This is a genomic window from Pseudomonas sp. P7779, assembly GCF_013386315.1.
In the GTDB taxonomy this organism is placed as follows: domain Bacteria; phylum Pseudomonadota; class Gammaproteobacteria; order Pseudomonadales; family Pseudomonadaceae; genus Aquipseudomonas.
The window spans coordinates 18635-44067 of sequence record NZ_JACARZ010000005.1 but is presented as its reverse complement, the minus strand read 5'-3'; the positions used below and the strand labels follow the sequence as shown (position 1 = coordinate 44067).

Genomic DNA, 25433 nt, shown 5'->3' with positions numbered 1-25433 from the left:
GGGTCGTCTCTTGTTTTTATCGGGATGCAGATCAGATTTTCGGTGGGCCGGGGTAGCCGCAATGCGCCCAGGACTCGGGGCGGAAATACCAGGCCATGATCACCAGCTTGAGCAACGAGCCCTGGCCCATGCGCAGCAGGTTCAGGTAGCTGTTTTCCCAACGGTGCAGGAAGTTGCGGATCTGTTCGCCGCTGGCGTTTTCCCAGCTGCCCCACACCCCGGTCAGCGGCCCACGGGTGACGGCCATGCCCAATACGTCGAACAGTTGCTGGGTCAGCTTGAACATCTCGGGCGACAGGTGTTGCAGGCTGAAGTCGAGCTTTTTCAGGGTGTCGTCGATGCCGGCCACCACTACCTCGGCGCTGGCCACGCCCTCCAGCAGCACCGGAATCACTGCCCGCAAAAACGGCAGGTCACTGCTGCGCAACATCGCAAAGCCGCTGGCCGGGGTGCTGCTGGAGCAGCCGCTGAGGCTGGCGCCCAGCCCGGCGGTGGCCAGGAAGGCGCTGGCGCACAGGCCGAGTTTCAAGACGCCGCGCCGTGACAGCGCGGGTGATTCAGTCAGGCTAGGGTTCATTCTTATTGTTATCCCGGTGATGGGTTTGTTAGCGGACGAACAGCTTCTGGATCAACTTCTGGATGGATTTGCCATAGGGCGGGTAAATCAGCTTGGCCGCGTTCAGGCGTTGCTTGATCAGCACGCCCTTGGCCTTGCTGAAGGTCAGGAAACCTTCATGGCCGTGATAATGGCCCATGCCCGACGGGCCGATTCCGCCGAAGGGCATGTCGTCCTGGGCTACGTGCAGCAACGTGTCGTTCAGGCACACGCCGCCGGAATGGGTTTCGTGCAGTACGCGGTTCTGTTCCGCCTTGTTGTAGCCGAAGTAATACAGCGCCAGTGGGCGAGGGCGCTGATTGATGTAGGCAAAGGCCTGGTCGAGGCCGCGATACGGCACGATCGGCAGCACCGGGCCGAAGATTTCGTCCTGCATCACGGTCATCTCGTCGCTGACATTCAGCAGCAGGCTGTGGGCCATGCGGCGGTCCTGGCCCTGGTCGTACAGCGGGACCAGGGTGGCACCCTTGTCGGTGGCGTCTTTCACGTAGCCGTTGAGCCGGGCCAACTGTCGTTCGTTGATGATGGCGGTGTAGTCCGGGTTGTCGGCCAGGGTCGGATAGAACCCGCGAACCGCCTTGCTGTAGGCCTCGACGAAGCCGTCTACACGGTCTTCCGGCACCAGCACGTAGTCCGGCGCCACGCAGGTTTGCCCGGCATTCAGCGCCTTGCCGAAGGCGATGCGTTCGGCGGCGTCCTTGAGCGGCACGTCGGCGGAAACAATCGCCGGTGATTTGCCGCCCAGTTCCAGGGTGACCGGCGTCAGGTGTTCGGCCGCCGCGCGCATCACGTGCTTGCCGATGCTGGTGGCGCCGGTGAACAGCAGGTGGTCGAAGCGCAGCTTGGAAAACGCCATGCCCACTTCAGCCTCGCCGAGCACCACGCACACCAGGTCCTCGGGGAAGATCTTCGCCAGCAGCGTCTTGAGCAACTGGCCGGTGGCGGGGGTGGATTCGCTGAGCTTGAGCATCACCCGGTTGCCGGCCGCCAATGCACCCACCAGCGGGCCGATGGCCAGGTACAACGGGTAGTTCCAGGGCACGATCACCCCGACCACACCCAGGGGTTGATAGATGACCTTGGCGGACGCGGGCTGGAAGGCAATGCCTACAGCGCGGCGGGAAGGCTTCATCCAACCCTTGAGGTGTTTGCTGGCGTAGTGAATGCCATGCAGGCTGGGCATCAGTTCGGCGAACAGGGTTTCGTCGGCGCTGCGGTGGCTGAAATCACTGCTGATGGCGTTGATCAGCGCCTGGCGCTCGTCACTCAGCAGCTCGCGCAAGGCCTTGAGCCATTGCTGGCGCTGGGCGGCCGGCGGCATCGGGTTGGCAGCGTAGGCCCGACGTTGGGCGTCGAACAGTTCCTGGAGTTGGTCCAGCGCCTGGGAATCTTGCAGGTAGGCAACGTTGGCAGACATGGCGAAGTTCCCGATTGTTATTGGAATGCTTCAGTTTTTAGAGTCATTGCTCTAAATTGTCAAATAACATTGCACAACGTGCCGATTTATCCGGACAAGGATAGTCCGTAAGATGCCGCCATCACGGGTCTAGAAGTTGATTTCCCATGGCACCACGAGTAAAGACCAGCGAGCGCATTGTGCAAACCAGCCTGGAGCTGTTTAACCAGCAGGGCGAGCGCAGTGTCAGCACCAACCATATCGCCGCCCATATGGAAATTTCCCCGGGCAACCTGTACTACCACTTCCCCAACAAGCAGGCGATTATCGCGGTGCTGTTTCGTGAGTACGAAGCGTTGGTGGACAGTTTCCTGCGCCCGCCCCAGGGCCGTGCGGTGACCGTGGAAGACAAGCGCTTCTACCTGCAGGCGGTGCTGGCCGGCATGTGGCGCTACCGCTTCCTGCACCGTGACCTCGAACACCTGCTGGAAAGCGACCCGGAGCTGGCCACCGGCTACCGGCGGTTCTCCCAGCGCTGCCTGATCCAGGGCGCGGCCATCTACCAGGGTTTTGTCGATGCCGGCATCCTGAACATGGACCCGGTGCAAACCGAAGCCCTGACCCTCAACGCCTGGATCATCCTCACCTCGTGGGTGCGTTTCCTGTGCACCACCAATGAAAAGTCCACGCACCTGAGCGCTGAGGCCATCAAGCGCGGTGTGTACCAGGTGCTGGTGCTGGAAGCCGGGTTTATCACCCCCAAGGCCAAGGACGCGGTGGATGCACTGTTCAAAGAGTTTTACGTGCCGTTGAATCAGGCGCTGGAAGAAGTGAAGTAGGATGTTTCCCGAACGCTAACCTAGCCACAGGAGTCAGTCATGCCGCTTGCCCAACTGATCAGCCCCCAGCAACTGGCCGAGCGCCAGAAGTCCGGCGGGCTGGTGATCCTCGATTGCCGCTTTGCCCTGGAAGACCCGGACTACGGCCTGTGCAGCTACGCCGAAGGGCATATCGAAGGGGCGCAGTATGCCGACCTGGAGCGCCACCTCAGCGGGCCGATAATCAAGGGCGTGACCGGTCGCCATCCGCTGCCGGCGCCGGATGCGTTTATCCGGCAACTGCGGGCATGGGGCGTTAACGCCGACAGTGATATCGTTTTGTATGACGACGGCCCGGGTGCCTATGCCGCCCGTACCTGGTGGCTGCTGGCCTGGCTGGGCAAGCGCGACGGCGTGTTCATCCTCGATGGCGGCCTGAAAGCCTGGCACGCGGCGGGCTTCCCGCTGAGCCTGGATGCGCCGGTGATCGAGCCCGGCACCTTCAGCGGCACGCCGGACAACCACTTGCAACTGGACGCCGAACACCTGCAGAAACGCCTTGGCCAGCCCGGCCTGACCCTGATCGACGCCCGCGCCCAGCCGCGTTTTCGTGGTGAAGTGGAGCCGATCGACCCGGTTGCCGGGCATATCCCCGGCGCGCAATGTGCCGCATTCAATGAAAACCTGGGCAGCGACGGCCGTTTCCTGCCGGCGGACCAGCTCAAGCAACGCTTCGCCGCCAAGCTGCAAGACCGCTCGCCGGATGACCTGGTGGCCTACTGCGGCTCGGGCGTGACTGCCTGCCACAACCTGTTTGCGCTGTGCCTGGCGGGTTACCCGTTGGGCAAGTTGTACGCGGGGTCGTGGAGCGAGTGGATCACTGATCCAAAGCGGGAAGTTGCAACAGGCGACTGAGGTCTGCCTGACCCGGTCTGAGCCAAAGTGTGGGAGCTCCCACATTTTTATCGGCGTTGTGTCAGTAGCCACCCTGGGATTCGCCGTTCCAGGTAGTAAGTTGGCTGTTTCAGTGAGCCGTCCACAAACCCGACATGCCCGCCCTTGGCCAGCAGTTCGAACTCGGTGCAATCCGACAGTTCGCTGGCCTCGGGCAGGCTGTGGGCGAACACGAACGGGTCGTCCGCGGCCTGGATGATCAGGGTTGGTGTGCGAATGCCCCCGAGGTAATAGCGGCTGGAGGCGCGGCGGTAGTAGTCCTCGGCACTGAGGAACCCGTGCAGCGGCGCGGTGACGCGGCCGTCAAAGTCCCAGAACGTGCGCATCTTCTCCAGCGAGCCCAGGTCGGCGAGGGTTTTCAGGCCTGCCTCGCGGCCATCCTTGAGAAACCGGCTTTGTTTGACGCGGATATAGGCCAGCATTTCGCGCATGAAATGCTTCTGATAAACCCGAGAAAAGCCCAGGCCAATGCGATCGGCGCACTGATCCAGGCGAAACGGTACCGACACGGCGGCCGCGCCTTGCAGCCCGCAGGCTTCGCCGGTTTCGCCCAAGTACTTGAGCAGCACATTGCCGCCCAGTGAATACCCCACCGCATACAGCGGCGCCAACGGGCGCTTGGCCCGCAGGTGAACGATGGTTTCGGCCAGGTCTTCACTGGCGCCGGAATGGTAGCTGCGGGCAAGCAGGTTGGGTTCGCCGGAGCAGCCACGCCAGTTCAGCGCGACGCTGGCCCAGCCTTGGGTTGCGAGGGCTTTTTGCAGGCCGGCGACGTAAGGGGAGTTGGACGAGCCGGTCAGCCCGTGCAGTACCAGCACCAGCGGGGTGGTTGCGTCATGGGGCCCATGCCAGTCGAGGTCGAGAAAATCGCCGTCTGCCAGCCACAGCCGTTCGCGCTGGCGTTCGATGTGCGTGGTTTTGCGCCACAGCGGTCCCCACAACGTTTGCAGGTGCGGGTTGCCGAGGCCGAAGGCGGGGGAGAAGCGGTCGAGGGGCGGAGTCATGAAATTCTCGGTGCCGAATGGGCTTGCTCCAATCATTGTAGGAGCGAGCTTGCTCGCGAAAAACTCAAGATCACCGCGTTCCCCTGGTTTCCCGCGTCATCGTTAACGATCTTCGCGAGCAAGCTCGCTCCTACACGGTGCGTTGCCACAACGCGTAATACACCCGCCCGGATTTCTGCTCGCGGTGCAGGCGCCACGTGCCCGGCAGGCCGAGTGTGGACGGTGCGGTTTCGCTTTCAGTGTAGATCCAGGCATCCGGCGCCAACCACTGACGCTCTTCCAGCAGCGCACATACAGTCGGCAGCAGGTTCTGGTTGAACGGCGGATCAAGAAACACCACGTCAAACTCACGGGCTTCCTGGGTTTCCAGGTAGCGCAACGCGTCAGCCGTCTGCACTTGCCCGGTGGTGCAACGCAGCGTGCCCAGGTGTTCCTTGAGGCTGGCGACCGCCACATTGCTGGCATCCAGCGCCTGGCCCAGCGCCGCGCCACGGGACAGCGACTCCAGGAACAACGCGCCGCTACCCGCGAACGGGTCCAGCACCTTGGCCCCGGCGATATACGGCGCGAGCCAGTTGAACAGGGTTTCACGCACGCGGTCTGGCGTCGGGCGCAGGCCCACGACATCAGGGAAGCTCAGCTTACGGCTGCCCCACTCTCCGCCGATGATGCGCAGTTGGCCCACACCGTTGTGAACGTTGTGGACAGGTTTTTTGGGACGGGATGGACGGGCCATTAATGCTCCGGAACCCCGAGCGGTTGCTCGGCGGGTTTATCAGTGGGGGGCGGTAGTGGCTTTTGCGCAATCGTCGGGCCGGCGGTCACGATGACCATCTTGTCGGCACTCAAATGTTTGTTCAAAGCAGCTTTGACCTGGTCAACGGTCAGCGCCTGGGATTGTTTCATGAAATCTTCCAGGTAGCTCAGCGGCAGGTTGTAGAAACCCATGGCGCCCAGCTGCCCGACGATATCGGCGTTGCTCGCGGTGGACAGCGGGAAGCTGCCGGCCAGTTCGCGCTTGGCGTCATCGAGTTCTTTCTGTGTCGGGCCGGTCTTGAGGTAGTCGGCGAGTACGTCCTGCACCAATCGCAGCGTGCCGGCGCTCATTTCGGCGCGGGTTTGCAGGTTGATCATGAACGGACCGCGTACCTGCATCGGCGAGAAGCCGGAGTATACGCCGTAGGTCAGGCCGCGTTTCTCGCGCACTTCGCTCATCAAACGGGTGCCGAAGCCACCGCCGCCGAGAATCTGGTTACCCAGTGACAGCGCGGCGTAATCCGGGTCGGCACGGTCGATACCCAGTTGCGCCAGCAGCAGGGTTGTCTGCTTGGACGGGAACTCGATGTGCGTGGTGCCAGCCTTGGGCTCGACCGGTTGGGCGATTTTCGCCAGCGCCGGGCCTTTTGGCAGGGACGCGGAAACCTTGGCGGTCATGGCTTCGGCTTCGGCGCGGGTCAGATCGCCGACTACAGAAATCACTGCGTTGCCGGCGGCGTAGGCCTTGGCGTGGAAGTCCTTCAATTGCGCAAGAGTCACCTTCGGCACGCTCTCGGCGTTGCCTTCGCTCGGATGGGCGTAAGGGTGGTCGCCATAGAGCTGCTTGAACAGCTCGATGCTCGCCAGTTTGCCGGGGTTCTGTTTCTGGTATTCAAAGCCGGCCAGCAGCTGGTTCTTGATCCGCGCCAGAGAGTCTGCCGGGAAGGTCGGCTTGCCGATCACGTCGTCAAACAGTGACAGGGCGGCGTCACGCTTGTCGCTGGCGCTCAGGCTGCGCAGGGAAACCAGCGCCATGTCGCGGTAGGCGCCATTGCTGAAATCAGCCCCCAGGCCGTCGAAACCGGCGGCAATCTGGCTGACGTCCTTGCCCGGCACGCCTTCGTTGAGCATTGCGTTGGTCAACAGCGCCAGGCCTGGCGTTGCGCCGTCCTGACTGCTGCCGGCGGCGAACAGGATGCGCATGTCGAACATCGGCAGTTCATGGGCTTCGACGAACAGCACCTTGGCGCCTTCGGCGGTGGTCCAGGTTTGCACGTCGAGCTTGCGGTTGGTCGGCGCCTTGTCGTCCAGCTCGGCCAGGGATTGCAGCTTGTTGGCGGACTTGGCCTGCTCCAGCGCCTGGCTGGCGACGGATTCGCTGGGGCGCAGCAAATACACCGCGCAGGCAGCAGCCAAAGTCACCACGATCAGGCCGGGCAGCACCAGGCGGTTGTTTTTACGTTCACTCATGAGCGGTCTCCTCAGGCAAGACATGGGCGACGCTGAGACGTTCGCGGGTGAAATAGGTGCGTGCAGCTTTCTGGATATCTTCGGCGGTGACGCTTTGCAGCTCGGCCAGCTCGGTGTCCATGAGTTTCCAGGACAGGCCCACCGTCTCCAGGGAGCCGATGGCAGTGGCCTGGCTGGTGATCGAGTCGCGCTGGTAAACCACGCCGGCGATGACCTGGGCGCGGATACGCTCCAGTTCTTCAGCGCTCGGTGGCTTGGCCTTCAGCTCATCCAGCAGGCGCCAAAGGCCGGCTTCAGCCTGGGCCACGGTCTTTTTCTTTTGCAGGTTCGGTGTGGCAGTCAGGGTGAACAGGCTGTCACCGCGGGTGTAGGCGTCGTAGCTCGACGAGCCGCCGGACACCAGCTCTTCGCCGCGCTCCAGTTGTGTCGAGATGCGCGCGCTATAGCCGCCGTCCAGCAGGGCCGAGATCAGGCGCAGGGCGTTGACCGAGCGTTTGTCTTCAGCGGTGGCCAGGCTCGGCACGTTGAAACCCAGGATCACGCTCGGCAGTTTGGTCTGTACATGCATAGTCAGCAGGCGTTCACCGGGCTCGGCCAGCTCCAGCGGGATTTTCGCCGGGGGGACGTCGCGCTTGGGGATCGGGCCGAAATAGCGCTGGGCCAGGGTTTTGACTTCATCCGGGGTTACGTCGCCCACCACTACCAGGGTGGCGTTGTTCGGCACGTACCAGGATTGGTACCAGTGGCGCAGCTCTTCAACCTTCATGCGGTCCAGGTCGGCCATCCAGCCGATGGTCGGCGTGTGGTAGCCGCTGGCCGGGTAGGCCATGGCCTTGAAGCGCTCATAGGCCTTGGACATCGGGTTGTCGTCGGTGCGCATCCGGCGCTCTTCCTTGATCACCTCGATCTCGCGGCTGAACTCGTCGGCCGGCAGGCGCAGGCTGGCCATGCGGTCGGCTTCCAGCTCGAAGGCGACGCCCAGGCGGTCACGGGCCAGCACTTGGTAGTAGGCGGTGTAGTCGTCGCTGGTGAAGGCGTTTTCTTCCGCGCCCAGGTCACGCAGGATCAACGAAGCCTCGCCGGGGCCGACCTTGGCGCTGCCCTTGAACATCATGTGTTCCAGGGCGTGGGACAAACCGGTCTGGCCCGGGGTTTCGTAGCTGGAGCCAACCTTGTACCAGACCTGCGAAACCACCACCGGGGCGCGATGGTCTTCGCGCACGACGACCTTGAGGCCGTTGTCCAGGGTGAATTCGTGGGTGGGTTGTGGGTCGGCAGCCAAAGCTGAAAGGGGCAGACAAACTGTGCTGAGCAGCAGGCCTGCGGCGCGGCGGGCTAGAGCATTCATTCGTTTTTAAACCTGTTGGGCTGCCCGCTTGGTCTTAGCGTCGGCGGGCGAGGAGGTGCTAGGATACTGGTCCGACCTAGGGACGGCCACTATGGCTGTCTTGTTAAGGCTCTATTTAGGCCTTACAAAATGTTGCGCATGAACGAGCTGGCTAAAAAACAGTCTGTTACGCATCGAATTTTATTTACCGGCACGCCCCCTGGCGCGTCGCTACCTTGAGATAGCCGTCTCCATGTTTGGTTCCAACGACGACAAGAAGACCCCAGCTGCGGCTGGCGAGAAAAAAGGCCTGTTCGGATGGCTGCGCAAAAAGCCGCAGGAAACCGTCGTCGAACAGCCGCAGGTTCAAGCTGAACCGATCCCCGAATCCATAGTAGAAGCCGAACCGGTTGCCGAAACACCGGCCCCGGTGGTGTTGCCGATGGCCGAGCCGGTGTTGCAGCCGGTGGTTGAGCCAGAACCTGCGCCAGAGCCAGAGCCAGAGCCAGAGCCAGAGCACAAGCCATGGCTGGTGTTGCCGGTGGCAGAAGAGCCTGTAGCACTGGTTGAAGACGAGCTGGCCGAGCATGTGGCGCCGCCGATTCCGGCCCTCGTGGAGCCTGCGCCCGTTGTGGTCCAGGCGCCGCCAGTGGTTGAGGTGCCTGCACCGGTGGTCGCCGAACCTGTTCCGGTCGCCGTCGCCGCGCCAGCAGTCATCGAAGAGCCTGCTGTTCCTGCCGAAACCGGCAAGACCGGTTTCTTCGCCCGCCTCAAGCAAGGCCTGAGCAAGACCAGCGCCAGCATCGGCGAAGGCATGGCCAGCCTGTTCCTCGGCAAAAAGACCATCGATGACGAGCTGCTGGAGGACATCGAAACCCGCCTGCTGACCGCCGACGTGGGCGTCGAAGCCACCGCCGTGATCATCCAGAGCCTGACCCAGAAGGTCGCGCGCAAGCAACTGACCGACGCCGATGCGCTCTACAAGTCGCTGCAGGCCGAGCTGGCCAACATGCTCAAGCCGGTGGAAGCGCCGCTGATCATCGATACGCAGAAAAAGCCGTTTGTGATCCTGGTGGTTGGCGTCAACGGCGCCGGCAAGACCACCACCATCGGCAAGCTGGCGAAGAAGCTGCAACTGGAAGGCAAGAAAGTCATGCTCGCCGCCGGTGACACCTTCCGTGCCGCCGCCGTGGAGCAATTGCAGGTCTGGGGCGAGCGCAACAAGATCCCGGTCATCGCCCAGCACACCGGCGCCGATTCGGCCTCGGTGATCTTCGATGCGGTGCAGGCCGCCAAGGCGCGCAACATTGATGTGCTGATCGCCGATACCGCCGGTCGCCTGCACACCAAAGACAACCTGATGGAAGAGCTGAAGAAAGTTCGCCGCGTGATCGGCAAGCTCGATGCCGACGCGCCCCACGAGGTGTTGCTGGTGCTGGACGCCGGTACCGGCCAGAACGCCATCAGCCAGGCCAAACAATTCCACCAGACGGTCCAACTGACCGGCCTGGCATTGACTAAGCTCGACGGCACGGCCAAGGGCGGTGTGATCTTCGCCCTGGCCAAGCAGTTCGGGTTGCCGATTCGTTACATCGGCGTCGGTGAAGGCATCGACGACCTGCGCACTTTTGAAGCCGAACCCTTTGTACAGGCACTGTTTGCCGAGCGGGAGCGTTCATGATTCGTTTCGAACAGGTCGGTAAACGCTACGCCAACGGGCATGTCGGCTTGCATGAGCTGAGTTTCCGGGTGCGTCGCGGCGAATTCTTGTTTGTGACCGGCCATTCGGGTGCCGGTAAAAGTACCTTGTTGCGCCTGTTGCTGGCCATGGAGCGCCCAACCACCGGCAAACTGCTGCTGGCGGGCCAGGACCTGGCAACCATCAGCAACGCACAGATTCCATTCCTGCGTCGCCAGATCGGCGTGGTGTTCCAGAACCACCAGTTGCTGTTCGATCGCACGGTGTTCAACAACATCGCCTTGCCGTTGCAGATTCTCGGTCTGTCCAAGGCCGAAATCGTCAAGCGCGTGGATTCGGCCCTGGAGCGCGTGGCGCTGTCGGACAAGACCGACCTGTACCCAGGCGACCTGTCCACCGGCCAGCAACAGCGCGTCGGCATCGCCCGCGCCATCGTCCATCGCCCGGCCTTGCTGCTGGCGGACGAACCCACCGGTAACCTCGACCCGCGCCTGGCCGCAGAAATCATGGGCGTGTTCGAAGACATCAACCGCCTGGGCACCAGCGTGCTGATCGCCAGTCACGACTTGGCGCTGATCGCCCGCATGCGCCACCGCATGCTGACCCTGCAACGCGGCCGCCTGATCGGTGACGGGGAGGCTGGGGTATGAGTGCAACACGCAGCCCGAAGGTTTCCGAGCGCGTCGCGCCAAAGGCGGCCGACCCGCAGCCACAGAAGAAAAAACGCGACGAAGACGATGGCCCGGATTTCGGCACCCTGGTGCATGCCTGGATCGAAAGCCACCGTGCCAGCCTGGTAGACAGCCTGCGCCGCCTCGGCAAGCAGCCGATCGGCAGCTTTTTTACCTGCCTGGTCATGGCCGTGGCCTTGAGCCTGCCCATGGGCTTGTCATTGCTGCTGAACAATGTCGAGCGCCTTGGCGGTTCGTGGCAGCGGGCGGCGCAGATTTCCCTGTACCTGAACCTGGATGCCAGCGCCCAGGACGGTGAGTCCCTGCGCGACCAGATCAAGGGCATTCCGGGTGTGGCCGAGGCTGAGTACATCAGCCGCGATCAAGCCCTGGAAGAGTTCCAGCAACAGTCCGGCCTGGGCGAGGCGCTCAAGGAGTTGCCGCAGAACCCGCTGCCGGGCGTGGTGCTGGTCACCCCGAACGAGGTCGACAAGACCACCCTGGAAGCCCTGCGACAAAAACTCGCAGAGCTGCCGAAGGTCCAACAGGCACAACTTGATCTAGTCTGGGTAGAGCGGTTGGCCGCGATTCTCAAGCTGGGCGACCGGTTTGTGTTCGGCCTGACGGTGTTGCTGGTGTCTGCATTACTTTTGGTGATAGGCAATACCATTCGTCTTCATATTGAAAACCGCCGCACCGAGATAGAAGTGATTAAACTCGTCGGCGGCACGGACAGCTATGTGCGTCGGCCTTTTCTGTACATGGGCGCGCTGTATGGCTTCGGTGCGGGAATTTTGTCCTGGGGCGTACTGGCTTTTGGCCTGAACTGGCTGAACGATGCGGTGGTGGGGCTTGCCGGTTTGTACGGCAGCGATTTTGCCCTGGCCGGCGTGCCGGCAGCCGATGGTCTGTCATTGTTGCTTGGGGCAGTGCTCTTGGGGTATATCGGTGCTTGGATTGCGGTCGCACGGCATTTACGTGAGCTGGCACCGAAGTAGTTAATGTCAGGGTAATGTGGTTTCGTTTGTATTGACCGTATCAGTGGTTTAGGGAACTTGTCCTACGGTTCCCGGTCAATTTTCGCAGTGCTGAACTGCACGAGTTATGTGAGTCGGAGGTTTTTTCGTATGACCACTTCTTTGCAACCTGCTTATGCTCTGGTCCCGGGTGCGAACCTGGAGGCCTATGTGCACACGGTCAACAGCATTCCATTGCTGACGCCCGAGCAGGAGCGTGAACTGGCCGAGAGTCTCTACTATGAGCAGGATTTGGGGGCGGCTCGGCAGATGGTGCTCGCCCACCTGCGTTTTGTCGTACATATCGCCCGTAGCTATAGCGGCTACGGCCTGGCCCAGGCTGACCTGATTCAGGAAGGCAACGTTGGCCTGATGAAAGCCGTGAAGCGCTTCAACCCGGAAATGGGTGTGCGCCTGGTGTCGTTTGCTGTGCACTGGATCAAGGCGGAAATTCACGAATTCATCCTGCGCAACTGGCGCATCGTGAAAGTCGCGACCACCAAGGCCCAGCGCAAACTGTTCTTCAACCTGCGCAGCCAGAAGAAACGCCTGGCGTGGCTGAACAACGAAGAAGTGCATCGCGTGGCCGAAAGCCTTGGCGTAGAGCCACGTGAAGTGCGCGAGATGGAAAGTCGCCTGACCGGCCATGACATGGCCTTCGACCCGGCCGCCGAAGCGGACGACGACAGCGCCTTCCAATCGCCGGCCAACTACCTGGAAGACCACCGGTACGACCCGGCGCGTCAGCTGGAAGATGCCGACTGGAGCGACAACTCCAATCACAACCTGCACGAAGCGCTGGAAGTGCTGGACGACCGCAGCCGTGACATTCTCTACCAGCGCTGGTTGGCAGAAGAAAAAGCCACGCTGCACGACCTGGCGCAGAAGTACAACGTGTCGGCCGAGCGGATTCGTCAGCTCGAGAAGAGTGCGATGAACAAGCTGAAACTGTCGATCGCCGCCTGACACAGGTAGCTAGGACAGCGCGATCGAAATGTGGGAGCGGGCTTGCTCGCGAAGGCGGTGGATCAGTCACCTAAGGTATTGACTGGCACACCGCTTTCGCGAGCAAGCCCGCTCCCACTTTTGTTTTGTGGGGTGTCAGTCAGCCCAGAGCGCCTTGCGCGAGTTGTTCAGCTCATTCAAATAGCTGTCGCCACCCAACTGACTCATCTGCTGCCGAATCCACGCCGCCCGTCGCGCGACATACGACGTTGGATGGCTGGCACTCCACACCCGCGGGTTAGGCAACACCGCCGCCAGGTAGCTGGCCTGCTGGCGGGTCAGCGCCTTGGCGCTCACCCCAAAGTGATGCCGCGCCGCCGCTTCGGCGCCGAACACGCCTTCATCCCACTCCACGCTGTTGAGGTACACCTCAAGAATTCGCTGCTTGGGCCAGAGAATCTCGATCAGCCCGGTAAACCAGGCTTCCAGGCCTTTGCGGAAATAGCTGCGGCCGGTCCACAAAAACAGATTCTTCGACACCTGCTGGCTCAAGGTGCTGGCGCCGCGAATCGAACCGCCGCGCTCGTTATGCAGCAACGCCGCCTGGATCGCGTCGAAATCAAAACCCCAATGTTGCGGGAAGCGCTGGTCTTCGCCCGCCATCACCGCCACTTTCAGTTCGTCGGAGATCTGATCCCACGGCACCCACGTGCGCTGTACGTCAATCGGCTCGCCGTCGACCCAGGACTCGACCTTGCGCTCAACCATCAGCGCAGTGCCCGGTGGTGGCACGAAACGGAACAGCAGCACCAGCAGCACGCTGCCGATGGCAAACCACTTGAGGGCTTTGAGAAAACGCTTGAAGAGGAGACGCAGCATAGAGATGGCTTGGCCGAACCCGTTGAGCGGGCCATTATACAGACCCTGCCCCCTGAGTCTGACTGGAGTTCCTCATGTTGCGTGGCTTTCTGATGCTGGCTGCCTTTTTCGGTTTCACCGGCGTCGCCCTGGGCGCGTTTGCCGCCCACGGCCTGAAAAACCGCCTGAGCGCCGAGTACCTGGCGATTTTCCACACCGGCGTGACCTACCAGTTGGTGCACACCCTGGCGCTGTTCGGCGTGGCACTGTTGGCGGCGCACATCCCGGGCAGGCTGGTGACGTGGGCGGGGGTGTCCTTTGCCGTGGGCATCCTGCTGTTCTCCGGCAGCCTGTATGTGCTGACCATGACCGGCATCAGCAAGCTCGGCATCATCACCCCGTTTGGTGGCCTGGCGTTCCTGCTGGGCTGGTTCTTCCTCGGTTTGGCGGCGTGGCGTCTACAGGCTGCCTGACCAAGGGGCTTGGGCCAGCAACGTCAATCACGCTAGAATGCTGGCCCCTAAAAACGATGGCGGCCCGTGGCATGCGCATTCAGTTGAACGGCGAACCCTTTGAACTGCCCGACGGTGAAACCGTTGCGGCCCTGCTGACCCGTCTGGACTTGACCGGACGCCGCGTCGCAGTGGAGCTCAATCTGGATATCGTCCCGCGTAGCCAGCACGTCGAGACCGCGCTCACCGAGGGTGACCAGGTCGAAGTGGTCCACGCCATCGGCGGCGGCTAGCCGTCCGGCGCTCCAGGGCGCCAACCCGCATTCTGCAGAACCTCACCCCAACTCGAGGATTTCCCATGAGCATCGTTCGTAGCGACAAGCCTTTCGTCCTGGCCGGTCGTACCTTCCAGTCGCGTCTGCTGGTCGGCACCGGCAAGTACCGCGACATGGAAGAAACCCGCCTGGCCATCGAAGCCTCGGGCGCCGAGATCGTTACTTTCGCCGTGCGCCGCACCAACCTCGGCCAGATCGAGGGCGAGCCGAACCTGCTCGAAGTGCTGTCGCCGGATCGCTACACCTTCCTGCCGAACACCGCCGGTTGCTACGACGCCATCGAAGCCGTGCGCACCTGCCGCCTGGCCCGTGAGCTGCTCGACGGCCACAACCTGGTGAAGCTGGAAGTGCTGGCCGACCAGAAAACCCTGTTCCCCAACGTGATCGAAACCCTCAAGGCCGCCGAGACCCTGGTCAAGGAAGGCTTCGACGTGATGGTCTACACCAGCGACGACCCGATCATCGCCCGCCAACTGGCCGAAATCGGCTGCATCGCGGTGATGCCGCTGGCCGGTCTGATCGGTTCCGGCCTGGGTATCTGCAATCCGTACAACCTGCAGATCATCCTTGAAGAAGCCAAGATCCCGGTGCTGGTGGATGCGGGCGTGGGCACTGCCTCCGACGCCACCATCGCCATGGAACTGGGTTGCGATGCGGTGCTGATGAACTCGGCCATCGCCCATGCGCAGCAGCCGGTCCTGATGGCTGAAGCCATGAACCACGCAATTGTCGCCGGCCGCCTGGCGTACCTCGCCGGGCGCATGCCGAAAAAACTTTACGCCAGCGCCTCCTCGCCGCTGGATGGTCTGATCAAGTAAGAGCCATTGATGACTGAATCAAACGAAACGCCGAACACCCTGGAAGAAGGCGACGAGTCCAAGCACCGCCGCATCAAGAGTTTTGTGATGCGCGCCGGTCGCATGACCGAGGGCCAGCAAAAGGGCCTGGAGCAGGGCACGCCGCTGTTCGTCCTGCCGCTGGCAGACGCGCCGGTGGATTACGACCAGGTGTTTGGCCGCTCGGCACCACGCTCCCTGGAGATTGGCTTCGGCATGGGCCATTCCCTGCTGGAAATGGCCGCGGCTTCGCCGGAGCAGGATTTTATCGGGGTTGAAGTACACCGTCCGGGTGTTGGCGCGCTGCTGAACGGCGTGCTGACTCAGGGCCTGACCAACCTGCGGGTCTACGACTGCGACGCGATCGAAGTGCTCAACCGCTGCATCGCCGACAACAGCCTCGACCGCCTGATGCTGTTCTTCCCGGACCCCTGGCACAAGAGCCGCCACCACAAGCGCCGCATCGTCCAGGCTTCCTTCGCGGAACTGGTGCGCAGCAAGCTGAAAGTGGGCGGCATCCTGCACATGGCCACCGACTGGGAACCGTATGCCGAGTACATGCTGGAAGTAATGAACGTCGCCCCTGGCTACCGCAACCTGGCGGAAGACGGCAAATGCGTCCCGCGCCCGGCCGAGCGGCCGATCACCAAGTTCGAACGTCGCGGCGAGCGACTCGGGCATGGGGTTTGGGATTTGAAGTTCGAGAAAGTGGACTGATAAGTCCCTGGATTGAAATGCAGTAAAAAATGTGGGAGCGGGCTTGCTCGCGAATGCGGTAGATCAGTCGACATTTACGCTGACTGACACACCGCATTCGCGAGCAAGCCCGCTCCCACATTTGTTTTGTGCCGCGCTTAAGGTCAGCGGCGATCCGCCACCACCCCAATCAACACCAGCACCACCAACAACACCGGCGCCAGGCTGTAGTTGTTGAACTGGCTCAACCCGCGAACAATCCACGGCGTGGCATAGATCAGCGCAGCGCCGCTGCCGATCATGCACACCAGCGCCATCAGCGGCACGCGCAGCGCACCCGCGATGCTGCCCAGCCGTGCTTCGACCCAGCCCTTGATGTCGGCGCCAAACAGCACCAGCAGGCAACCTACCAACGCCAGGGAGATTTCCGACAGGTTGCTACGGCTCCAGCGGGATACGGTGGCGAGCAGGTCGAGTACCAGATCCATTTGATTTCCTTAAGAGCAATCAGCTCAAAAACTTCTGCAGCAGGTCATTGAGAAAGAGTTGCCCGCGGTCGGTGGCCGCCAGGCGTGACGGTTCGACCTGCATTAAGCCACTTTGTTCTGCCTCACGACGGGCCTCATCGAGACTCGCCAGCTCAAGGCCGGTGCGCTCGGCATAAAGCCTGGCTTCGACGCCGTCGGTGAGGCGCAGGGCGTTCATCAGGAACTCGAACGGTAACTCTTCGTTGGTCAGTTCTTTCGCGCCGGCCTGGTAGTTTTTCGCCGGGTTGAGGTAGTCCTTCGGCGCCCGGGTTTTCCAGGTGCGCACGATGCGCCCGTCCGGATGGCTGAGCTTGCCGTGGGCACCGGCGCCGATGCCGATAAAATCGCCAAAGCTCCAGTAGTTCAGGTTATGCCGCGCCGGCCGGCCCGGTTGGGCGTAGGCCGAGACTTCGTACTGGGCGTAACCGTGTTCGGCGAGCAGCGCCTGGCCGGCTTCCTGGATGTCCCACAGGGTGTCGTCTTCCGGCAGCACGGGCGGCTGGTTCCAGAACACGGTGTTGGGTTCCAGGGTCAGTTGATACCAGGACAGATGCGTGGGCTTGAGGGCAATGGCCTGGCGCAGGTCGCCCAGGGCGTCCTCCAGGGACTGATCGGGCAAACCGTGCATCAAGTCCAGGTTGAAGTTGTCGAACCCGGCCTGGCGCGCCATGCCGGCGGCACGCACGGCTTCGTCACCGTTGTGGATGCGGCCCAGGGCTTCGAGTTTTTCCTGCTGGAAACTCTGGATGCCAATCGACAGCCGATTGATCCCCAGCTTGCGGTACGCCACGAACTTCTCTTGCTCGAAGGTACCGGGGTTGGCTTCCAGGGTGATCTCGATATCGCCGGCAAACGGGATGCGCGCTTCCACGCCCTTGAGCAACCGGCCCAGGGCAACGGCGCTGAACAGGCTTGGGGTGCCGCCGCCGAAAAAGATCGAACTCAGCTCACGGCCGTACACCGCGTGCAGGTCCTGATCGAGGTCGGCCAGCAACGCGTCGACGTACTCTTCCTCCGGCAGCACCTTGCTGGCGGTGTGGGAGTTGAAGTCGCAATAGGGGCATTTGCGCACGCACCACGGGATGTGGATATACAGCGCCAGGGGCGGCAGGTGAGGCAGGGCCGCCCGAGGTGTTTGCGCGCCACCGAGGATCAGTGGCTGCGCGGAGGTGTTCTGGGTCATTTCAGGCCCAGACGCTGGCGCAGCAAATCCATTGCGCGGGCGCGGTGGCTGATCTGGTTCTTGTCGGCCGGGCTCAATTCGGCGCTGGAGACATTGCGCTCCGGCACCCAGAACAACGGGTCGTAGCCAAACCCGTGCTCGCCGCTGGCCGCATGCAGGATGCGACCGTGCCACAAGCCTTCGCAGAGGATCGGCAATGGATCATCGGCGTGACGCACCAGGGCCAGCACGCAGACGAACTGCGCGCCGCGCATCGCGTCGGGCACGTCCTTGAGGGCGTCCAGCAGCTTGGCGTTGTTGGCCGCGTCGCCTTTACCGTCGGCGTAACGTGCCGAGTAGATGCCAGGCGCGCCGCCCAGGAAGTCCACGGCCAGGCCCGAATCGTCAGCCAGTGCCGGCAGGCCGGAAATACGCGCGGCGTTGCGGGCCTTGAGGATGGCGTTCTCGACAAACGACAGGCCGGTCTCTTCCGGCTCTACCTGGCTGAACTCGCCAATCGAGCGCAGTTGCACCGAGTCGCCGAGCATGGCCTGGAGTTCTTTGAGCTTGCCGGCGTTATGGCTGGCCAGTACGAGTTGTGTGAGGTTCATCATTCGGCCGGAAACAGTTCCTGGTTGAAACTGAAACCGTGGGCTTTGCCACCGGTTTCAACGTTGATGGTGAAAATCTTGGTTTCCTGCTGCGGCACCGGGTACTGGGCGACGTAAAGCGTAGAACCTTTCTGGGTGATTTTCTTGAACGTCAGCATCTCGCTCTTGCCGCCCAGATCCTTGATTGTGCCGGTAACGGTGGCGTCTATCGATTCGACGCCCTTGTTTACGAACACATTGATCATGCCCAGCTCTTTGCTGCGTACGATCCCGGCTTCCTGAGCCATTTCCGGCGTCAGGAAGCTGGTGGTCAGGGTGTTGTAGTGCACCGTGATATCGCCGAATTCTTTCTGGCGATTACCGTCGATAACATCCGCCGCCATAGCGCTGACGCTCAGGCACGCGGTGAGTAAAAAAGTAGCCAAACGACTCATGTTCGTCCTCCTTGAAAATGGTTAGACGGCAATCTGGTGGTCCGTCAGGCCCGGGCTGCTGACCCGGTAGATCCCGATCTCACCCAGCAGGTTGGGCCATAGCTTACTCGCCCAGCCGTGACGGTGCTGTTGATCGACGGCAAGACGGTTGATGACTTTGGCTTCGCGCTCGCTGCACAGCGCTTCGAAGTCTTCGAAGGTGCAGAAGTGGATGTTGGGCGTGTTGTACCAGGTGTAGGGCAGGAAATCCGACACCGGCATGCGGCCCTTGGTGGCCAGGTACCAGCGGCAGCGCCAGTGGCCGAAGTTGGGGAAGGTAATGATGCACTGGCGGCCGACGCGCAACATTTCGTCGAGGATCCGGTCCGGGTAGTGCACGGCTTGCAGGGCCTGGGTCATGACCACGATGTCGAAGCTGTTGCTGGCAAAGTTGCCGAGGCCCTTGTCCAGGTCCTGCTCGATCACGTTGATGCCCTTGGCCACGCACTGGGCGATGTTGTCCGGGTCGTTTTCCAGGCCATAGCCGGTGACTTGCTTGTTGTCGCGCAGCCAGCTCAGCAGTTCGCCATCGCCGCAACCCAAGTCGAGCACGCGGCTGCCGGCGGGGATCCAGTCTTGGATGATTTCCAGGTCGGCTCTCATAGCGTTCTCACAGTGCTATTCGGTTCATGTAATTGCTAAAAGCCTGCAAGTAACGCGGGATCGGGATCAGGAAGGCGTCGTGGCCTTGCGGTGCGTCGATCTCCAGGTAGCAGACGTCTTTCTTCGCGGCCATCAGCGCATCCACCAATTCCCGCGAGCGGGCCGGGGAGAAGCGCCAGTCGGTGGTGAACGACATCACGCAGAACTTGGCGGTGGCCGCCTCGAAGGTGCGCGCCAGGTCATCGTCGAAGTTCGCCGCCGGGTCGAAGTAGTCCAGGGCCTTGGTCATCAGCAGGTAGGTGTTGGCGTCGAAACGCCCGGAAAACTCCTCGCCCTGATAACGCAGGTAGCTCTCGACCTGGAATTCGACGCTGTGGAAGTCGTAGTTGAGCTTTTCGCTCTTGAGGCCACGGCCGAATTTCTCGCCCATGGAGTCATCCGACAGGTAAGTGATGTGCCCGACCATGCGCGCGAGCATCAGCCCGCGCTTGGGGATCACGCCGGCTTCCTGGAACGAACCGCCGTGGAACTCGGGGTCGGTGAGGATCGCCTGGCGCGCCACTTCGTTGAAGGCGATGTTCTGCGCCGACAGCTTGGGGGCCGAGGCGATGGCCAGGCAATGGCGCACGCGGTCCGGGTAGGTGATGGTCCATTGCAGGGCCTGCATGCCGCCCAGGCTGCCGCCGATCACGGCGGCCCATTGGGCGATGCCCAGTACGTCGGCCAGGCGCGCCTGGCTGTGCACCCAGTCTTCCACGGTCAGCACCGGGAAATCGGCGCCAAACGGCTTGCCGGTTTCCGGGTTGAGGCTGCTGGGGCCGGTGGAGCCGTTGCAGCCGCCGAGGTTGTTCAGGCTGACCACGAAGAACTTGTTGGTGTCGATGGGCTTGCCGGGGCCGATGCAGCTGTCCCACCAGCCGGGCTTGCGCTCGTCCATGCTGTGGAAACCCGCAGCGTGGTGGTGGCCGGACAGGGCGTGGCAGATCAGCACGGCGTTGCTGGCCGTAGCGTTCAGTTGGCCGTAGGTTTCATAGATCAGGTCGTAGGCGGGCAGCGAACGGCCGCAGGCCAGGGCCAGCGGTTCGCTGAAGTGCGCCACTTGGGGCACGACCAGTCCAACAGAATCGGGGGGGAAGGCAGTTGGCATCGACCCTGCTCTCGTTTAAATGAGGCGTAAGTCTAAAGACCGCTGCACCCAGCGGCAAGCAAAGGCCTGCGGCTGGTGTTTTTAAGGCTTTTTGTGGCGAGGAAGCTTGCTCCCGCTGGAGCGCGAAGCGGTCCCGGTCCGGTTGCCGCGATTTCGCAGATGCAACGCGGTCGGCCGTTTTGGGGCTGCTGCGCAGCCCAGCGGGAGCAAGCTCCCTCGCCACATTGTTGTCAGATCAGACCGAACAGTTCTTTGGGCATGAATGCGTAGAACGCCAAGCGTGGAATCACCCAGCTTTGCAGCAGCTGGATCGCGATAAACGCGAAGATCGGCGAGATATCCAGCCCACCCAGGTTAGGTACCAGGCGACGGAACGGTGCCAGCACCGGCTCAGTGATCTGTGCCACCAGCTCGGCACCCGGGCTGCGGCTGCCCGGAGCGACCCAGGACAGGATCACGCTGATGATCATCGACCAGAAAATGATCTTCAGGAACAGCGAGAAGATCCCGATCAAGGCCCACGGCAGCAACAGCAGCGTGGTGGCCTGATAGCCATTGAGCAGCAGGATGACCGCGAACAGCAGGATCTGCAGCAGCAGCGCCAATACCAGCGACGACATGTCCAGGCCGAACAGGCTCGGGATCACCCGGCGCAGAGGCTTGAGCAGCGGCTGCGTGGCCTTTACCACGAACTGGCACAGCGGGTTGTAGAAGTTCGCCCGCACCAGTTGCAGGATAAAACGCATCAGCACGATCAGCAGGTACAGGCTGCCCAGGGTCTGGATGATGAAAATGGCAGCGTCATTGATTCCGAGCATGTTTGATTCCTATGTGGGGGACGACTATTTGCCCAGCTGCTCGGCCATTTCGGCCGAACGATGTGCTGCGGCACCCAGTGCTTTTTCCACCAGGGCTTCAAAGCCCCCGGCCTGGAACGATTCGATTGCCGCCTGGGTCGTGCCGCCGGGCGAGGTCACGCGACGGCGCAACTCGGCCGCGTCGACATCGCTGGTCACGGCCATCTGCGCGGCGCCCAGTGCGGTCTGCTCGGCCAGTTGCTCGGCGACTTCCTGCGGCAGGCCGAGTTTCACGCCAGCGGCGGTCATGGCCTCGATCAGCAGGAAGAAATACGCCGGGCCACTGCCGGAGACGGCGGTGACGGCGTCCAGTTGCTGCTCTTGTTCCAGCCACACGGCGAGACCTACGGCGGACAGCAGCTCTTGTGCCTGGTCGTGCTGTTGGGCAGTGACTTCGGACGTGGCGTACAAGCCGCTCACACCTTTGCGCAGCAGCGCCGGGGTGTTGGGCATGCAGCGCACAATCGGCTGGGCGCCGAGCCAGTTGTTCATGCTGGCACAGGTGATGCCGGCGGCGATGGACACCACCAATTGGTGGGGCTTGAGGCTAGGCCGCAAACTTTCGCACACGGCTTTCATGGCCTGCGGCTTGACCGCCAGTACCACCACGTCAACGCCTTCGATCGCTTCTGCGTTGTCGGCGAAGGTTTCGATGCCGTGCTCGGCGCTGACGCGGGCGCGGGTGTCGGCGCCCGGGTCGCTGGCGCGAATCTGTTGTGCTTCCAGGCCCTTGGCCCGCAGGCCGCCGATCAGGCTGGCCGCCATGTTGCCGGCGCCGATAAAGGCAATACGCGTGTTGCTCATGACAGGTCCTTACTCAGATGGAAGTCAGCCATTTCAAGGCTGGCCATAGTCGCGGGCACCAAACAGGGCGGTACCGATCCGCACCCAGGTGGCCCCTTGGGCGATGGCCGACTCAAGGTCATGGCTCATGCCCATGGAAAGTGTGTCGAGCCCCAGGTCGAGGCTCGCTTGCAGGTCGCGCACGGTGGCGAAGGCTGCGTCTTGCTCTGCACGGTCGTCGGTCGGCTCGGGAATCGCCATCAGGCCGCGCAGCTTCAGGCGCGGCAGGGCGCTGATGGCTTCGGCCAGGGCGGGCAGGTCGGCGGGTGTACAGCCGGACTTGCTGGCTTCGCCACTGACGTTGACCTGGATGCAGATATTCAGCGGCGGCAGGTCAGCCGGGCGTTGTTCGGACAGGCGTTGTGCGATTTTCAGGCGGTCCACGGAATGCACCCAGGCGAAATTCTCGGCGATCGCACGAGTCTTGTTCGATTGAATGGGGCCGATGAAGTGCCAACTCAAGGGCAGGTCGGTTAATTCGGCCTGTTTGCCCAGGGCTTCCTGCAGATAGTTCTCGCCAAAGTCACGCATCCCGGCGGCATAGGCTTCGCGCACGGCCTGTGCGGGTTTGGTCTTGCTCACGGCCAGCAGGTGCACGCTGCCTGCGTCGCGCTGCGCGGCCTCGGCGGCTGCCCGGATCCGCTCGGAAACCAGGCCGATGTTGTCTGCTATGGTCGACATTCAAGTTGCGCCCGTGGATATGGAGTCCGCGGCATTCTACTGGAAATGGAAAGCCCTATGGATATCACTGAACTGCTGGCCGCCGGCGTACGGCTGCGGGCCTCGGACCTGCATCTGTCGGCCGGGTTGGCGCCGATGCTGCGAGTGGATGGCGAGGTCTGGCCACTCGATTGGCCTGTACTTGCGCCGGTGCAAGTGGCGGCGTTGCTCAGCCCTTTGCTGAACAATCACCAGCAAAAGGATTTCGAAACATCTCTTGAAACGGATTTTGCCTTCGAGTTGCCCGAGGTGGCGCGGTTTCGGGTGAATGTGTTCCAGCAGCACCGGGGCATGGGCGCGGTGTTTCGTACCATCCCCTCAACCGTGCAGAGCCTGGAACACCTGGGGTTGGGCGAGGTGTTCCGGCGCATCGCAGACTTGCCCCGGGGGCTGGTGCTGGTCACCGGGCCGACCGGTTCCGGCAAGTCCACCACCCTGGCAGCGATGATCGACTACCTCAACACCCATCGTCGCCAGCACATCCTCACCCTTGAAGACCCGATCGAGTTTATCCACCAACCGAAAAATGCCCTGATCAACCAGCGACAGGTGCATCGCGATACCCACAGTTTCTCGGCGGCCCTGCGTTCGGCATTGCGGGAGGACCCGGATGTGATCCTGGTTGGCGAATTGCGAGACCTGGAAACCATTCGGCTCGCGCTGACGGCGGCGGAAACCGGGCACCTGGTGTTTGGCACGTTGCACACCACGTCGGCGGCTAAAACCGTGGACCGGGTGGTGGATGTGTTTCCGGCGGGGGAAAAGACCATGGTCCGCTCGATGCTCTCGGAGTCATTGCAGGCGGTGGTGTCCCAGGTGCTGGTGAAGAAAGTCGGCGGCGGCCGTGTGGCGGCTCACGAAATCATGCTCGGCACGCCGGCGATTCGTAACTTGATCCGCGAGGACAAGGTGGCGCAGATGTATTCGGCGATCCAGACGGGTGGGGCGTTGGGGATGACGACGCTGGACATGAGTTTGAAGGCGTTGGTCAGCCAGGGGCTGATCAGCCGGGAACATGCCCGGGAGAAGGCGAGGGTGCCTGGGGATATTTAAGGTCGCGTGGGCGATGAAAAACTAATGTGGGAGCGGGCTTGCTCGCGAATGCGGTGTATCAGTCAAGCATGTATCGACTGACACTCCGCATTCGCGAGCAAGCCCGCTCCCACACAAGCCTGCTCTCACATCAGCCTGATATCAGCGCTGCACAATCCGCAGGTTGTTCTGTTCTTTAGGCAGGACACGCTTGGCAATCACGTAGTTCTTGTCCCAGAACGGCTTCTTCAGCGTATCGATGCTCACGGACTTGCCACGACGCGGTGCGTGGATGAAACGGTCGTTGCCCAGGTAGATGGCAACGTGGTTCACCTGGCGGCTCTTCAGTTTGAAGAACAGCAGGTCACCCGGTTTCAAATCCTTGCGCTCAACCTTCAGCCCGTGGCCGGCGGCCATGGCGTTGGAAGTGCGCGGCAAATCCACGGCTTTTACGTCGTTAAACGCATATTTCACCAAACCACTGCAGTCGAACCCTTTACTTGGGCTGCTGCCGCCCCAACGATAAGGAGTACCGAGCACGTTGACGGCACGGCTGAGGACGTTGCTGCTTTGCTTGGTGTTGACGGCCATCAGCCCTGGCGCTGCATTACCGTGGGCCTTGCTCAGTTGAGTCGGGCGCTTCACGGTCAGCTTTACCGATTTGGCGGAGCTGGTGGTGGCGTGAACTTTAGGGGTGAAACCGTTAACGTTGGGAAGTCGTTGCTCACGATTGGTGGCGTGGGCGGCCAGTGGCATTAATAGGCAAATGGTTAGCCATGTCTTGAAAAATGGTCGCATTAGGCGTGGCTCTTTTTGGTTTGCGCGCAACTTTATAACAGCTTTTTGTGTCGTGCTAAGGCCGTTTGTCGACTGAACCCTGGGGTCAAATTCAGGAAAACCGTGACGAATTGCCGCGATTGTCCTACACAAGTCAGGCGGTATAAGGCTTTGAGGGAAGCGAAGATACCATTTGCCGCATGTCGGGCGCCCGTAAAAAAGTCACAAAGAAACCAGAAATATTTATCTATCGAGGCTAAAGAGGTACTCCATGAACACCTATCGACAGGATGTTTCGCAACAAGACACCCACAGCAAGGTGATCGGCTACCTGCTTTGGATTTTCGGTTTTACCGGTGCTCACCGCTTTTATTACGGCAAGCCGGTGACCGGGACGATCTGGTTTTTCACCTTCGGTTTGTTCGGGATTGGCTGGTTGATCGACTTGTTCCTGATTCCGGCAATGGACCGCGAAGCGGACCTGCGATTTACCGCCGGGCCGATCGAGTACAACGTGGCCTGGATTCTGTTGGCGTTTCTGGGTGTGTTCGGTTTGCACCGCATGTATCAGGGCAAATGGATCAGCGGGATCATTTACCTGCTGACCGGGGGCTTGTTCCTGATCGGGGTGCTGTATGACTTCTGGACGCTGAATACGCAGATTTCGATCCGCAATGCCGAGCGCAACGGCGGCCGATAAGATGTGTGAAGATCCAAATGTGGGAGCGGGCTTGCTCGCGAATGCGATGTGTCAGTCGACATCTCTATTGACTGACCCACCGCTTTCGCGAGCAAGCCCGCTCCCACATTTACTGTGCCCACTCCGGATTGG

The 25433-nt window shown here is 61.8% G+C and carries 29 protein-coding genes; 12 read left to right on the top strand and 17 right to left on the bottom strand.

Annotated elements, in window-relative coordinates; genetic code table 11:
- Window positions 1-31: 31 nt before the first annotated feature.
- Window positions 32-577, bottom strand: a complete 546-nt coding sequence (locus HX869_RS01820) for a twin-arginine translocation pathway signal protein (protein ID WP_087693254.1) — start codon at window positions 575-577, stop codon at window positions 32-34.
- A gap of 28 nt (window positions 578-605) precedes the next feature.
- The gene (locus tag HX869_RS01815) at window positions 606-2033 is read right to left on the bottom strand and encodes a coniferyl aldehyde dehydrogenase (RefSeq protein ID WP_177035301.1); all 1428 of its coding nucleotides are present in this window, start codon (window positions 2031-2033) and stop codon (window positions 606-608) included.
- Between the two features lie 146 nt (window positions 2034-2179).
- Here HX869_RS01815 and HX869_RS01810 point away from each other — a divergent pair, with 146 nt between their 5' ends.
- Both HX869_RS01810 and HX869_RS01805 read left to right on the top strand, forming a co-directional pair.
- Window positions 2180-2851, top strand: a complete 672-nt coding sequence (locus HX869_RS01810) for a TetR/AcrR family transcriptional regulator (RefSeq protein WP_003213791.1) — start codon at window positions 2180-2182, stop codon at window positions 2849-2851.
- A 39-nt stretch (window positions 2852-2890) separates the two neighbouring features.
- A complete protein-coding gene (locus tag HX869_RS01805; protein ID WP_178902674.1) occupies window positions 2891-3745 on the top strand; it encodes a sulfurtransferase in 855 nt (284 codons plus the stop codon).
- A gap of 47 nt (window positions 3746-3792) precedes the next feature.
- On the opposite strand, the gene HX869_RS01800 is transcribed toward HX869_RS01805, so the two are convergent.
- From HX869_RS01800 to HX869_RS01785, 4 genes are all read right to left on the bottom strand, one after another.
- Complete coding sequence (locus tag HX869_RS01800; protein WP_178902673.1) at window positions 3793-4788, bottom strand: hydrolase; 996 nt, start codon at window positions 4786-4788, stop codon at window positions 3793-3795.
- A gap of 130 nt (window positions 4789-4918) precedes the next feature.
- The gene (gene rsmD, locus HX869_RS01795; protein WP_003213788.1) at window positions 4919-5524 is read right to left on the bottom strand and encodes a 16S rRNA (guanine(966)-N(2))-methyltransferase RsmD; all 606 of its coding nucleotides are present in this window, start codon (window positions 5522-5524) and stop codon (window positions 4919-4921) included.
- A complete protein-coding gene (locus HX869_RS01790; protein ID WP_003213787.1) occupies window positions 5524-7014 on the bottom strand; it encodes a pitrilysin family protein in 1491 nt (496 codons plus the stop codon). Before HX869_RS01790 ends, rsmD begins: the two co-directional genes overlap by 1 nt.
- Window positions 7007-8362, bottom strand: a complete 1356-nt coding sequence (locus HX869_RS01785; RefSeq protein WP_003213786.1) for a pitrilysin family protein — start codon at window positions 8360-8362, stop codon at window positions 7007-7009. Before HX869_RS01785 ends, HX869_RS01790 begins: the two co-directional genes overlap by 8 nt.
- Window positions 8363-8594: 232 nt before the next feature.
- Here HX869_RS01785 and ftsY point away from each other — a divergent pair, with 232 nt between their 5' ends.
- The 4 genes from ftsY (at window position 8595) to rpoH (ending at window position 12693) form a co-directional block, all read left to right on the top strand.
- Window positions 8595-10022, top strand: a complete 1428-nt coding sequence (gene ftsY, locus HX869_RS01780; protein WP_178902672.1) for a signal recognition particle-docking protein FtsY — start codon at window positions 8595-8597, stop codon at window positions 10020-10022.
- On the top strand, window positions 10019-10690 hold the full coding sequence (ftsE, locus tag HX869_RS01775) for a cell division ATP-binding protein FtsE (protein ID WP_003213784.1): 672 nt from the start codon (window positions 10019-10021) through the stop codon (window positions 10688-10690). Before ftsY ends, ftsE begins: the two co-directional genes overlap by 4 nt.
- Window positions 10687-11709: a permease-like cell division protein FtsX gene (ftsX, locus tag HX869_RS01770; protein ID WP_003213783.1), complete on the top strand. Its 1023-nt coding sequence runs from the start codon at window positions 10687-10689 to the stop codon at window positions 11707-11709. The genes ftsE and ftsX overlap by 4 nt, the downstream gene beginning before the upstream one ends.
- 129 nt (window positions 11710-11838) lie before the next feature.
- Window positions 11839-12693 (top strand): RNA polymerase sigma factor RpoH, encoded by an 855-nt coding sequence (gene rpoH, locus HX869_RS01765; RefSeq protein WP_003176698.1) that lies wholly within the window; start codon window positions 11839-11841, stop codon window positions 12691-12693.
- Between the two features lie 135 nt (window positions 12694-12828).
- On the opposite strand, the gene mtgA is transcribed toward rpoH, so the two are convergent.
- On the bottom strand, window positions 12829-13551 hold the full coding sequence (gene mtgA, locus HX869_RS01760; protein ID WP_178902671.1) for a monofunctional biosynthetic peptidoglycan transglycosylase: 723 nt from the start codon (window positions 13549-13551) through the stop codon (window positions 12829-12831).
- 74 nt (window positions 13552-13625) lie between these two features.
- On the opposite strand from mtgA, the gene HX869_RS01755 reads away from it, so the two are divergent.
- The 4 genes from HX869_RS01755 to trmB all read left to right on the top strand — a co-directional run bounded on the left by HX869_RS01755 (window position 13626) and on the right by trmB (window position 15870).
- Entirely contained in the window at window positions 13626-14003 is a 378-nt protein-coding gene (locus HX869_RS01755) for a DUF423 domain-containing protein (RefSeq protein WP_003213781.1), read from the top strand.
- Window positions 14004-14074: 71 nt separating this feature from the next.
- Window positions 14075-14275, top strand: coding sequence for a sulfur carrier protein ThiS (thiS, locus tag HX869_RS01750; protein ID WP_177022332.1), 201 nt, complete (start codon window positions 14075-14077; stop codon window positions 14273-14275).
- Between the two features lie 65 nt (window positions 14276-14340).
- Entirely contained in the window at window positions 14341-15135 is a 795-nt protein-coding gene (locus HX869_RS01745) for a thiazole synthase (protein WP_102370101.1), read from the top strand.
- A 9-nt stretch (window positions 15136-15144) separates the two neighbouring features.
- Window positions 15145-15870 carry a tRNA (guanosine(46)-N7)-methyltransferase TrmB gene (gene trmB / locus HX869_RS01740; RefSeq protein ID WP_003213778.1) on the top strand — a complete coding sequence of 242 codons (726 nt, stop codon included), beginning with the start codon at window positions 15145-15147 and terminating at the stop codon, window positions 15868-15870.
- 143 nt (window positions 15871-16013) lie between these two features.
- On the opposite strand, the gene HX869_RS01735 is transcribed toward trmB, so the two are convergent.
- The 9 genes from HX869_RS01735 to HX869_RS01695 form a co-directional block, all read right to left on the bottom strand.
- Window positions 16014-16337, bottom strand: coding sequence for a DUF3392 domain-containing protein (locus HX869_RS01735; RefSeq protein ID WP_003213776.1), 324 nt, complete (start codon window positions 16335-16337; stop codon window positions 16014-16016).
- 19 nt (window positions 16338-16356) lie between these two features.
- A complete protein-coding gene (gene hemW / locus HX869_RS01730; RefSeq protein ID WP_256343980.1) occupies window positions 16357-17559 on the bottom strand; it encodes a radical SAM family heme chaperone HemW in 1203 nt (400 codons plus the stop codon).
- Window positions 17556-18152: an RdgB/HAM1 family non-canonical purine NTP pyrophosphatase gene (rdgB, locus tag HX869_RS01725; RefSeq protein WP_008434161.1), complete on the bottom strand. Its 597-nt coding sequence runs from the start codon at window positions 18150-18152 to the stop codon at window positions 17556-17558. Before rdgB ends, hemW begins: the two co-directional genes overlap by 4 nt.
- Window positions 18149-18583 (bottom strand): DUF4426 domain-containing protein, encoded by a 435-nt coding sequence (locus tag HX869_RS01720; protein ID WP_076012995.1) that lies wholly within the window; start codon window positions 18581-18583, stop codon window positions 18149-18151. The genes rdgB and HX869_RS01720 overlap by 4 nt, the downstream gene beginning before the upstream one ends.
- A gap of 21 nt (window positions 18584-18604) precedes the next feature.
- Entirely contained in the window at window positions 18605-19225 is a 621-nt protein-coding gene (gene metW, locus HX869_RS01715) for a methionine biosynthesis protein MetW (RefSeq protein WP_076012994.1), read from the bottom strand.
- A gap of 7 nt (window positions 19226-19232) precedes the next feature.
- Window positions 19233-20372 (bottom strand): homoserine O-acetyltransferase, encoded by a 1140-nt coding sequence (locus tag HX869_RS01710; RefSeq protein ID WP_008434158.1) that lies wholly within the window; start codon window positions 20370-20372, stop codon window positions 19233-19235.
- Between the two features lie 230 nt (window positions 20373-20602).
- Complete coding sequence (locus HX869_RS01705) at window positions 20603-21190, bottom strand: YggT family protein (RefSeq protein ID WP_003213764.1); 588 nt, start codon at window positions 21188-21190, stop codon at window positions 20603-20605.
- Between the two features lie 24 nt (window positions 21191-21214).
- Window positions 21215-22033 carry a pyrroline-5-carboxylate reductase gene (gene proC, locus HX869_RS01700; RefSeq protein WP_178902670.1) on the bottom strand — a complete coding sequence of 273 codons (819 nt, stop codon included), beginning with the start codon at window positions 22031-22033 and terminating at the stop codon, window positions 21215-21217.
- Between the two features lie 33 nt (window positions 22034-22066).
- Complete coding sequence (locus tag HX869_RS01695) at window positions 22067-22753, bottom strand: YggS family pyridoxal phosphate-dependent enzyme (RefSeq protein WP_008434154.1); 687 nt, start codon at window positions 22751-22753, stop codon at window positions 22067-22069.
- A 57-nt stretch (window positions 22754-22810) separates the two neighbouring features.
- On the opposite strand from HX869_RS01695, the gene HX869_RS01690 reads away from it, so the two are divergent.
- Entirely contained in the window at window positions 22811-23845 is a 1035-nt protein-coding gene (locus HX869_RS01690) for a type IV pilus twitching motility protein PilT (RefSeq protein ID WP_008434153.1), read from the top strand.
- A 141-nt stretch (window positions 23846-23986) separates the two neighbouring features.
- Here HX869_RS01690 and HX869_RS01685 read toward each other — a convergent pair whose 3' ends face one another.
- Window positions 23987-24622: a C40 family peptidase gene (locus tag HX869_RS01685; RefSeq protein ID WP_023659314.1), complete on the bottom strand. Its 636-nt coding sequence runs from the start codon at window positions 24620-24622 to the stop codon at window positions 23987-23989.
- 250 nt (window positions 24623-24872) lie between these two features.
- On the opposite strand from HX869_RS01685, the gene HX869_RS01680 reads away from it, so the two are divergent.
- The gene (locus HX869_RS01680) at window positions 24873-25301 is read left to right on the top strand and encodes a TM2 domain-containing protein (RefSeq protein ID WP_003213752.1); all 429 of its coding nucleotides are present in this window, start codon (window positions 24873-24875) and stop codon (window positions 25299-25301) included.
- The last annotated feature ends 132 nt before the right edge of the window (window positions 25302-25433 follow it).

Coding starts and splice junctions, on each gene's coding strand:
- HX869_RS01710 (WP_008434158.1), bottom strand. CDS start 20,372: ATGCCAACTGCCTTCCCCCCCGATTCTGTTGGACTGGTCGTGCCCCAA.
- HX869_RS01685 (WP_023659314.1), bottom strand. CDS start 24,622: ATGCGACCATTTTTCAAGACATGGCTAACCATTTGCCTATTAATGCCA.
- HX869_RS01785 (WP_003213786.1), bottom strand. CDS start 8,362: ATGAATGCTCTAGCCCGCCGCGCCGCAGGCCTGCTGCTCAGCACAGTT.
- HX869_RS01680 (WP_003213752.1), top strand. CDS start 24,873: ATGAACACCTATCGACAGGATGTTTCGCAACAAGACACCCACAGCAAG.
- ftsE (WP_003213784.1), top strand. CDS start 10,019: ATGATTCGTTTCGAACAGGTCGGTAAACGCTACGCCAACGGGCATGTC.
- HX869_RS01705 (WP_003213764.1), bottom strand. CDS start 21,190: ATGCTCGGAATCAATGACGCTGCCATTTTCATCATCCAGACCCTGGGC.
- HX869_RS01790 (WP_003213787.1), bottom strand. CDS start 7,014: ATGAGTGAACGTAAAAACAACCGCCTGGTGCTGCCCGGCCTGATCGTG.
- HX869_RS01695 (WP_008434154.1), bottom strand. CDS start 22,753: ATGTCGACCATAGCAGACAACATCGGCCTGGTTTCCGAGCGGATCCGG.
- HX869_RS01690 (WP_008434153.1), top strand. CDS start 22,811: ATGGATATCACTGAACTGCTGGCCGCCGGCGTACGGCTGCGGGCCTCG.
- rpoH (WP_003176698.1), top strand. CDS start 11,839: ATGACCACTTCTTTGCAACCTGCTTATGCTCTGGTCCCGGGTGCGAAC.
- HX869_RS01755 (WP_003213781.1), top strand. CDS start 13,626: ATGTTGCGTGGCTTTCTGATGCTGGCTGCCTTTTTCGGTTTCACCGGC.
- HX869_RS01810 (WP_003213791.1), top strand. CDS start 2,180: ATGGCACCACGAGTAAAGACCAGCGAGCGCATTGTGCAAACCAGCCTG.
- HX869_RS01800 (WP_178902673.1), bottom strand. CDS start 4,788: ATGACTCCGCCCCTCGACCGCTTCTCCCCCGCCTTCGGCCTCGGCAAC.
- rsmD (WP_003213788.1), bottom strand. CDS start 5,524: ATGGCCCGTCCATCCCGTCCCAAAAAACCTGTCCACAACGTTCACAAC.
- ftsY (WP_178902672.1), top strand. CDS start 8,595: ATGTTTGGTTCCAACGACGACAAGAAGACCCCAGCTGCGGCTGGCGAG.
- trmB (WP_003213778.1), top strand. CDS start 15,145: ATGACTGAATCAAACGAAACGCCGAACACCCTGGAAGAAGGCGACGAG.
- hemW (WP_256343980.1), bottom strand. CDS start 17,559: ATGACCCAGAACACCTCCGCGCAGCCACTGATCCTCGGTGGCGCGCAA.
- rdgB (WP_008434161.1), bottom strand. CDS start 18,152: ATGATGAACCTCACACAACTCGTACTGGCCAGCCATAACGCCGGCAAG.
- HX869_RS01720 (WP_076012995.1), bottom strand. CDS start 18,583: ATGAGTCGTTTGGCTACTTTTTTACTCACCGCGTGCCTGAGCGTCAGC.
- HX869_RS01815 (WP_177035301.1), bottom strand. CDS start 2,033: ATGTCTGCCAACGTTGCCTACCTGCAAGATTCCCAGGCGCTGGACCAA.
- HX869_RS01820 (WP_087693254.1), bottom strand. CDS start 577: ATGAACCCTAGCCTGACTGAATCACCCGCGCTGTCACGGCGCGGCGTC.
- thiS (WP_177022332.1), top strand. CDS start 14,075: ATGCGCATTCAGTTGAACGGCGAACCCTTTGAACTGCCCGACGGTGAA.
- HX869_RS01805 (WP_178902674.1), top strand. CDS start 2,891: ATGCCGCTTGCCCAACTGATCAGCCCCCAGCAACTGGCCGAGCGCCAG.
- ftsX (WP_003213783.1), top strand. CDS start 10,687: ATGAGTGCAACACGCAGCCCGAAGGTTTCCGAGCGCGTCGCGCCAAAG.
- HX869_RS01745 (WP_102370101.1), top strand. CDS start 14,341: ATGAGCATCGTTCGTAGCGACAAGCCTTTCGTCCTGGCCGGTCGTACC.
- proC (WP_178902670.1), bottom strand. CDS start 22,033: ATGAGCAACACGCGTATTGCCTTTATCGGCGCCGGCAACATGGCGGCC.
- HX869_RS01735 (WP_003213776.1), bottom strand. CDS start 16,337: ATGGATCTGGTACTCGACCTGCTCGCCACCGTATCCCGCTGGAGCCGT.
- mtgA (WP_178902671.1), bottom strand. CDS start 13,551: ATGCTGCGTCTCCTCTTCAAGCGTTTTCTCAAAGCCCTCAAGTGGTTT.
- metW (WP_076012994.1), bottom strand. CDS start 19,225: ATGAGAGCCGACCTGGAAATCATCCAAGACTGGATCCCCGCCGGCAGC.